This window comes from Stenotrophomonas sp. GD03680 (assembly GCF_029844625.1).
Classification (GTDB): domain Bacteria; phylum Pseudomonadota; class Gammaproteobacteria; order Xanthomonadales; family Xanthomonadaceae; genus Stenotrophomonas; species Stenotrophomonas maltophilia_P.
In genome coordinates, this window is sequence record NZ_JAOCKC010000044.1 from 1 (window position 1) to 8,181 (window position 8,181).

General features: G+C 66.4%; 7 protein-coding genes. 3 read left to right on the forward strand and 4 right to left on the reverse strand.

Going from position 1 to position 8,181, the window contains the following annotated elements; genetic code table 11:
* Positions 1–324: 324 nt before the first annotated feature.
* The 3 genes from N5J29_RS19200 to N5J29_RS19210 all read right to left on the reverse strand — a co-directional run bounded on the left by N5J29_RS19200 (position 325) and on the right by N5J29_RS19210 (position 2,626).
* Positions 325–939 (reverse strand): RluA family pseudouridine synthase, encoded by a 615-nt coding sequence (locus N5J29_RS19200; RefSeq protein ID WP_164152944.1) that lies wholly within the window; start codon positions 937–939, stop codon positions 325–327.
* A 90-nt stretch (positions 940–1,029) separates the two neighbouring features.
* Complete coding sequence (locus tag N5J29_RS19205) at positions 1,030–2,016, reverse strand: malate dehydrogenase (protein ID WP_005415428.1); 987 nt, start codon at positions 2,014–2,016, stop codon at positions 1,030–1,032.
* A 118-nt stretch (positions 2,017–2,134) separates the two neighbouring features.
* Positions 2,135–2,626 (reverse strand): peptidylprolyl isomerase, encoded by a 492-nt coding sequence (locus N5J29_RS19210; protein WP_053520333.1) that lies wholly within the window; start codon positions 2,624–2,626, stop codon positions 2,135–2,137.
* Positions 2,627–2,875: 249 nt separating this feature from the next.
* On the opposite strand from N5J29_RS19210, the gene typA reads away from it, so the two are divergent.
* The 3 genes from typA to N5J29_RS19225 are packed head-to-tail and all read left to right on the forward strand — an operon-like array spanning position 2,876 to position 6,863.
* Positions 2,876–4,723 (forward strand): translational GTPase TypA, encoded by a 1,848-nt coding sequence (gene typA, locus N5J29_RS19215; protein ID WP_053520332.1) that lies wholly within the window; start codon positions 2,876–2,878, stop codon positions 4,721–4,723.
* 8 nt (positions 4,724–4,731) lie between these two features.
* Positions 4,732–5,199 carry a DUF2127 domain-containing protein gene (locus N5J29_RS19220; protein WP_065176006.1) on the forward strand — a complete coding sequence of 156 codons (468 nt, stop codon included), beginning with the start codon at positions 4,732–4,734 and terminating at the stop codon, positions 5,197–5,199.
* Between the two features lie 41 nt (positions 5,200–5,240).
* The gene (locus tag N5J29_RS19225) at positions 5,241–6,863 is read left to right on the forward strand and encodes an amidase (protein ID WP_111187030.1); all 1,623 of its coding nucleotides are present in this window, start codon (positions 5,241–5,243) and stop codon (positions 6,861–6,863) included.
* A gap of 61 nt (positions 6,864–6,924) precedes the next feature.
* On the opposite strand, the gene N5J29_RS19230 is transcribed toward N5J29_RS19225, so the two are convergent.
* Positions 6,925–8,067: a mechanosensitive ion channel family protein gene (locus tag N5J29_RS19230; RefSeq protein ID WP_053520335.1), complete on the reverse strand. Its 1,143-nt coding sequence runs from the start codon at positions 8,065–8,067 to the stop codon at positions 6,925–6,927.
* Positions 8,068–8,181 lie beyond the last annotated feature (114 nt).

An 8,181-nucleotide genomic window follows, 5' to 3' on the forward strand; every position in this document is an offset into this window, starting at 1 on the left:
CCGGACCCACCCCGCCTTCGACAGTTTCCTGCGATCTGTCGGAACGATCCGACCCACCATCTATTCCGATATCTGACAGATTTCATCCACGCTCGGCGTGGATCCATCAGATCGCGGCATTCTGCCGAAGGTGGGGCGGTGTTGGAGTGCGGGGTGTCCGCGGCATGGATGCCGCGGCCAAGCCTGCAGGGACGTACTTGCGGCGTCCCCGCACTCCGACACCACCCCGCCACCCCACGGACAGCGCGCTTTTGACGTTGAATCTGACGTTGCCCTGGCTCGTAGCAGGTGCAGGGCGCAGCCCTGCCGCCCCCCTTGCCCTGCTTAGAACGGAGTGGCGGACTCGAACGCCAGCGCGTCGCCCGTCACCGGGTGGGTGAAGTGCAGGCTGCGCGCATGCAGATGCACGCGCTGCGCCGGTGCGGCGCCATACAGCACATCGCCGACGATCGGATGACCCAGGCTGGCCATGTGCATGCGCAACTGATGGCTGCGCCCGGTCACCGGCTCCAGCGCCACGCGCGTGCGCTGCGCTTCAACATCGCGGGCCAGCACGCGCCAGCGCGTCAGCGCCGGCTTGCCGTGTTCATGGTCGACCTTCTGTTTCGGCCGGTTCGGCCAGTCCACGATCAGCGGCAGATCCACTTCACCGGCATCACCTTCGATCACACCCTGCACGACGGCTTCGTAACACTTGCCCACCCTGCGCTGCTCGAACTGCATCGACAACGCGGCCTGCGTCGTCTTGCCCCGTGCATGCAGCAGCAGACCGGAGGTGACCTGGTCCAGCCGATGCACGGTCAGCGCGTCCGGGTACAGCACCTGCAGGCGGGCCACTACGCAGTCCTGGTTCTCCGCGCTACGGCCAGGCACGGACAGCAGGCCAGCGGGCTTTTCCACCACCAGCAGCGCGTCATCGATGTAATGCAGGTGGATCATGCGGTTCTGCGGAACTCCATATGAAAACGGGGAAGCCGAAGCTTCCCCGTTTCTGTCAGCTGCGTGCCGGCCAGACCGGCACCCGCGGCATCAGCCCAGCAGGTGGGCAACGCCGGCGCGTTCTTCTTCCAGCTCGGCCAGGGTCTTGTCGATGTACTTCTGGCTGAAGTCGTCGATCGGCAGATCCTTGACCAGGGTGTACTTGCCGTTCTCGGTGGTCACGGCGAAGCCGAAGATCACGCCTTCCGGGATGCCGTAGGAACCATCGGACGGCACGCCCATGGTGACCCACTTGCCGTTGCTGCCCAGCACCCAGTCACGCACGTGGTCGATCGCGGCATTGGCCGCCGAAGCCGCCGAGGACGAGCCACGGGCTTCGATGATCGCCGCGCCGCGCTTGCCGACGGTCGGAATGAAGGTGTTGGCATTCCACTCCTGGTCGTTGATCGCATCGGCGATCGAAGCACCATCGGCGGTGGCGAAACGGTAGTCCGGGTACATGGTCGGGCTGTGGTTGCCCCACACCACCAGCTTTTCCATGCCACCGACCGGCTTGCCGAGCTTGGCCGACAGCTGGCTCAGGGCACGGTTGTGGTCCAGGCGCAGCATGGCGGTGAAGTTTTCCGGCTTCAGGTCCGGTGCCGACTTCATGGCGATGTAGGCGTTGGTGTTGGCCGGGTTGCCGACCACCAGCACCTTCACGTCACGGCTGGCGACCTTGTTCAGCGCCGCGCCCTGCGCGGTGAAGATCTTGGCGTTTTCCAGCAGCAGGTCCTTGCGCTCCATGCCCGGGCCGCGCGGACGCGCGCCGACCAGCAGGGCGATGTCGGCATCCTTGAACGCCACTTCAGCGTCGTCGGTGCCGACCATGCCGGCCAGCAGCGGGAAGGCGCAGTCTTCCAGTTCCATCATCACGCCCTTCAGGGCGGCCTGGGCCTTGTCCACCGGCAGCTCCAGCAGCTGCAGGATGACCGGCTGGTCCTTGCCCAGCATTTCGCCGGAGGCGATGCGGAACAGCAGGGCATAGCCGATCTGGCCGGCGGCGCCGGTCACGGCAACACGAACGGGTGCTTTCATGGGGGTTTCCTCTTGCTTGCAAGCGTTTGATGGGACGCCGCGGGCGTGGCCCGGCAGGCCTGGCAGGCGGCGGAGAACAGGGAAACGGCCACCCGTGGGTGGCCGTCTCGGAAGGGGGTCAGGCGGCGAGGATCTTGTTCCACTCGGCCACGCGGTCGGCCTGTGCGGCCAGCGCGGCGTCGACGTCGCCTTCCAGGGTGATCGAATGGATCACGTCGCCCTGCTTGACCGAATCGACGATGGCCTGGCCTTCCAGAACCTTGCCGAACACGGTGTGGCGGCCGTCCAGCCAATCGGTCTTGATGTGGGTGATGAAGAACTGGCTGCCATTGGTGTTCGGGCCGGCATTGGCCATCGACAGCGAGCCGACCTCATGCTTCACGCCGTTCTTCTCGTCTTCGAACTTGTAGCCCGGGCCACCGGTACCACGGCCCTGCGGGCAACCGCCCTGGATCATGAAGTCGGCGATCACGCGGTGGAAGATCAGGCCGTCATAGAAGCCGTGCTTGACCAGGTTCACGAAGTTGGCAACGGTCAGCGGCGCCTTGTCAGCGAACAGCTCGACCTTGATCGGGCCCTGGGTGGTGTCGAAAGTGGCGATGAGGGACATGAAGATCCTTGTTGCAAAGGGAAAGGCGTCTAGCCACCTAGTTTACACCCGGCACGTGGCGGCGGCGGCTTCGACCATCGGCGCAGGGCGACGCTTCAGGCTCTGGAGGGGCGCCGCCGGCGGGGCCCCGACGGTCAGCTGAATGGGGCTCCCGGGCGGGCCGGAATCCGGCTTTTCGCGAATCGTCAAGTTCGACGTATAATGTTGGACTTCTTTTTCCAAATCCGGCGCCGACTGGCCCCCTTTCGTATGTCCATCGAAAATCTTCGCAACATCGCCATCGTCGCCCACGTCGACCATGGCAAGACCACCCTGGTCGACCAGCTGCTGAAGCAGTCCGGCACCCTGTCCGAGCGTACCGTCCTCGCCGAGCGCGTGATGGACAGCAACGACCAGGAAAAGGAACGCGGCATCACCATCCTGGCCAAGAACACGGCCATCACCTGGGAAGACAAGAAGACCGGCATCAAGAACCGGATCAACATCGTCGACACCCCCGGCCACGCCGACTTCGGCGGTGAGGTCGAGCGCGTGCTGTCGATGGTCGACACCGTGCTGATCCTGGTCGACGCGATGGACGGCCCGATGCCGCAGACCCGCTTCGTCACCCAGAAGGCCTTCGCGATGGGCTTCAAGCCGATCGTGGTGGTCAACAAGATCGACCGTCCGGGTGCGCGTCCGGACTGGGTGATCGACCAGGTGTTCGATCTGTTCGACAAGCTCGGCGCGACCAACGAGCAGCTGGACTTCCCGATCGTCTACGCGTCGGCCCTGAACGGCTATGCCGGCCTGGAAGACACCGTCCGCGATGGCGACATGACCCCGCTCTACGAAGCGATCATGAAGCACGCGCCGAAGCCCGAAGTGGATCCGGAAGGTGCCTTCCAGATGCGCATCAGCCAGCTGGACTACAACAACTTCGTGGGCGTGATCGGCATCGGCCGCATCCAGCGTGGCACCCTGAAGAAGAACATGCAGGTCACGGTGATCGATCGTGAAGGCAAGAAGCGCAACGGCAAGGTCGCGCAGGTGCTGGGCTTCCTGGGCTTGGAGCGCATCGAGCAGGACACCGCTGAAGCCGGCGACATCGTGGCGATCTCGGGCATTCCGGAGCTGACCATCTCCGACACCCTCTGCCACCCGGACACCCCGGAAGCGCTGCCGGCGCTGACCGTGGACGAGCCGACCATCTCGATGACCTTCCAGGTCAACAACTCGCCGTTCGCGGGCAACAAGGACCTGTCCGGTGGCAAGTTCCTGACCAGCCGCCAGATCAAGGACCGCCTGGACCGTGAAAAGGTCCACAACGTGGCGCTGAAGGTCGAACAGCTGGAGGACGCCGACAAGTTCCTGGTCTCCGGCCGTGGCGAACTGCACCTGTCGGTGCTGATCGAGAACATGCGTCGTGAAGGCTACGAACTGGCCGTGTCGCGTCCGGAAGTGATCATCAAGGAAATCGACGGCCAGCAGATGGAGCCGATCGAACAGCTGGTGGTGGACGTGGAAGAAGTGCACCAGGGCGGCGTGATGGAAAAGCTGGGCACCCGCAAGGGCCAGCTGAAGAACATGGAACCGGACGGCAAGGGCCGCGTGCGCCTGGAATACTCGATCCCGGCCCGTGGCCTGATCGGCTTCCAGAACGAATTCAAGACCCTGACCCAGGGTTCGGGCCTGCTGTTCCACGTGTTCGACCATTACGGTCCGAAGGAACAGGGCGCAATCGCCAAGCGCATCAACGGCGTCATGATCGCCAACGCCCCAGGCGTGACTCCGGCCTACTCCCTGGGCCCGCTGCAGGAACGCGGAAAGCTGTTCGCTGCTGAAGGCGACAATGTGTATGAAGGCCAGCTGGTCGGCATCCACTCCAAGGACAACGACCTGACCGTCAACGCCATCAAGACCAAGCCGCTGACCAACATGCGCGCTTCGGGCAAGGACGATGCGATCCAGCTGACCCCGGCGATCAAGTACTCGCTGGAACAGGCGCTGGACTTCATCGAGGACGACGAGCTGGTCGAGATCACTCCGAAGGAAATCCGGCTGCGCAAGAAGTTCCTGACCGAAAGCGACCGCAAGAAGGCTTCGCGCGGCGGCTGAGCCGGACCGTGAGCCAGAGCGGCTACAACCCGGATCCACACCGGCATCCGGGCCTCCACGTCATCGCCCTGCTCGAAGCGAGCAAGGCGGTGCTGGCGTTGCTGGCTGCGACCGGGCTTGAAGTGCTCGGTCCGCAGCCGCTCCGCGATGGGGTCAATGCCCTGATCCGGCGTTTCAGCCTGGACCCGGATCACGGCACCCTGCCCTCCCTCCTGAACATGATCAATCCCGACGCCGTGCACCTGGCGGCGGCGGCGATGATCGGCTACGGCCTGCTGCACCTGGTGGAAGCCTGGGGCCTCTGGCGGGCCAGGGCCTGGGCCTCCTGGCTGGGCTGCCTGACCGCCGCGCTGTATCTGCCCTTCGATGTCTTCGCCATCGTCCGCCACCCCGGCTGGCCCTCCTGGACGATCCTGGCGATCAACCTGCTCGTGGTCTACGTCCTGGCCCGCGACCTGCGCAAGCGCCACCACTGAGCAGCAGCTACACTGGGCATTGGAGCCGACCAAGCCGCCCCATGCGCCCGTCCTTGCCGCCTCTGCTGACCTGCCTGCTCATCGCGCTGCCCGCGTTGTTCATTGTTGGCTGCAGCCCGGCCACGACCAGCGCCCACGCCGCCGAACCCGCGAGCCGCAACGTGCCCTTCCCCTACGCCGAGACCGACCTGGCCGACCTGCAGGCGCGCATGGTGGCCGGCGAACTGGACAGCACCACGCTGACCCACGCCTACCTGCAGCGCATCGCTGCGCTGGATCGCGCCGGGCCGCGCCTGCGTGCCGTCATCGAACTCAACCCGGATGCCCTGCGAGAAGCCGGTGAACGCGATCGCGAGCGCCGGGACGGCCATCTGCGCGGGCCGCTGCATGGCATTCCGGTCCTGCTGAAGGACAACATCAACGCCGCGCCCATGACCACCAGCGCCGGATCGCTCGCGCTGCAGGGTTTCCGCCCCGCCGATGCCTACCTGGTAAGACGCCTGCGCGAGGCCGGCGCGGTCGTGCTGGGCAAGACCAATCTCAGCGAGTGGGCCAACTTCCGCGGCAACGATTCGGTGTCGGGCTGGAGCGCGCGCGGTGGCCAGACCCGCAATCCGTACCGTCTCAGCCATTCGCCCTGTGGCTCCAGCAGCGGCAGCGCGGTAGCGGTGGCCGCCAATCTGGCCAGTGTGGCGATCGGCACCGAGACCGACGGCAGCATCGTCTGCCCGGCCGCGATCAACGGCATCGTCGGCCTGAAACCGACGGTCGGCCTGGTCAGCCGCGAAGGCATCATCCCGATCTCCTTCAGCCAGGACACCGCCGGGCCGATGACGCGCAGCGTCGCCGACGCCGCGGCCGTACTGACGGCGATCGCGGGCCGGGACGATGCCGACCCCGCCACGGCCACCATGCCCGGCCGCGCGGTCTACGACTACACCGCGCGCCTGGACCCCGAAGGCCTGCGCGGCAAACGCATCGGCCTGCTGCAGACCCCTCTGCTGACGTACCGTGGCATGGCACCGCTGATCGATCAGGCCGCCGCCGAACTGCGCCGTGCGGGCGCGGTGGTGGTGCCGGTGGAACTGCCCGACCCGGGTGCCTGGGCCGAAGCCGAGCGGGTCGTGCTGCTGCATGAGTTCAAGGCCGGGCTGGAGCGCTACTTCAAGACCTACCGCGCGCCCCTGCGCAGTCTTGGCGAACTCATCGCCTTCAACCAGGCCCAGGCGCCGCAGGAACTGGGCCTGTTCGGCCAGGAACTGCTGCTGGAGGCCAACGCCACTGCCGGGCTGGCCGACCCTGCCTACATCCGTGCGCGCAGCGATGCGCGACGCCTGGCCGGCCCGGAGGGCATCGACGCCGTCCTGGCTGCCTACCAGCTGGATGCGCTGGTTGCACCGACCACCGGCACAGCCTGGCCCATCCGCCGCGAAGGCGACGATTTCCCGGGTGAGAGCTACAGCGTGGCAGCGGTCGCGGGTTACCCCAGCCTGAGCGTGCCGATGGGACAGATCAACGGCCTGCCGGTCGGCCTGCTGTTCATGGGCACAGCCTGGAGCGAGCCGAAGCTGATCGAAATGGCCTATGCCTACGAGCAACGCACACGTGCGCGCCGCCCGCCTCATTTCGAAACCGACACCCTGATCGACACTGGCGAGCCTTGATCGGCCCCGGGTTGCCCGGCGGACCGGGGGTACCGCTGCGCTCGCCGGGCACGTCCCGGCGCTAGCGGTCGGGGTCCGGTTCCACCGGCGCGATCGCGGCCTCGCCGTCCTCCGCCCCGGGTGAACGCACATCTGCCGTACGTGCGCGCGGTGCGCGCGGCATGTCCAGCTCATCCTCGCGCTGCAACCGCGCGCGCAGCTGCGGCAGTGATTGCGGATGCTCGCGCGCCAGGAAATCCAGCATGCGCTCGCGCACCAGGCAGCGAAGATCGAAGGCATCGCCGGAGCTGCGCGCACTGACCAGCAGGCGCACCTGGATCGCCCGCTCGCTGGTTTCGGTCACCTGGGTCACACAGACCCGTCCATCCCACAGCGCCTCGCCGCGGCAGATGCGCTCCAGTTCACTGCGGATCGCCGCGATCGGCGCACGGTAGTCCAGCCACAGGAACGCCGTGCCAAGCAGATCGGCGCTGCGCCGGGTCCAGTTCTGGAAGGGGTTCTCGATGAACCAGGTCAGCGGCACCACCATCCGCCGCTCGTCCCAGATGCGTACCACCACATAGCTGCTGCCGATCTCCTCCACGCGCCCCCACTCGCCTTCAACGATCACCACATCATCCAGCCGGATCGGCTGGGTCACTGCGATCTGCAGGCCGGCGATGAGGTTGCCGAACACCGGCTTGGCGGCGATGCCCGCGACCAGCCCGATCAGACCGGCCGAGGCCAGCAGGGCGGCGCCGATCTTCTGCACCATCGGGAATGTCAGCAGCACCAGCGATGCACCGAGCACGATGATGCCGCCCATCAGCACGCGGCTCAGCACCCGCGTCTGGGTCTGGATGCGTCGGGCTTCCAGATTGTCCGAGACGTCGATGGGATGACTGCGCAGGATCGCACGCTCGCCGGCGGCCACCGCGCGCACCAGCAGCCAGATGAAACAGGCCGTCAGCGCGATGTGCAGCCCGTGCTGCAGATGCCCCAGCAGAGGCTCCTGCAGTGGCGTGGCCTGCAGCGCCGGGATCAGCAGCAGCAAGGGCCATGCGGTCGCCATTGGCAGACCGAGCACACGACCGATGCGCGCGCGCCGGCGATCACGCCCTTTCAGCCGGTGATAGATCCACAGGATCAGCCAGGCGCCGATGCCGCCTACCAGTGCCGCCAGACCCAGCGGCCATGCATATGCCTGTGCGCTTTGCCAGTGCACGGTTGCCACCTCCACTCGAACAGCAGCGGACAGCCTCGCGCATGGCGCATGAGCGTCACGTCAGCCGTTCGTAAGCAGGGTGTTGGTCTGCAGGGCTTGCAGCCCTGCACCTGC

Excerpts from the sequence above, each read along its gene's own strand:
- N5J29_RS19200 (WP_164152944.1), bottom strand. The coding sequence starts at position 939 with ATGATCCACCTGCATTACATCGATGACGCGCTGCTGGTGGTGGAAAAG.
- N5J29_RS19205 (WP_005415428.1), bottom strand. The coding sequence starts at position 2,016 with ATGAAAGCACCCGTTCGTGTTGCCGTGACCGGCGCCGCCGGCCAGATC.
- N5J29_RS19210 (WP_053520333.1), bottom strand. The coding sequence starts at position 2,626 with ATGTCCCTCATCGCCACTTTCGACACCACCCAGGGCCCGATCAAGGTC.
- typA (WP_053520332.1), top strand. The coding sequence starts at position 2,876 with ATGTCCATCGAAAATCTTCGCAACATCGCCATCGTCGCCCACGTCGAC.
- N5J29_RS19225 (WP_111187030.1), top strand. The coding sequence starts at position 5,241 with ATGCGCCCGTCCTTGCCGCCTCTGCTGACCTGCCTGCTCATCGCGCTG.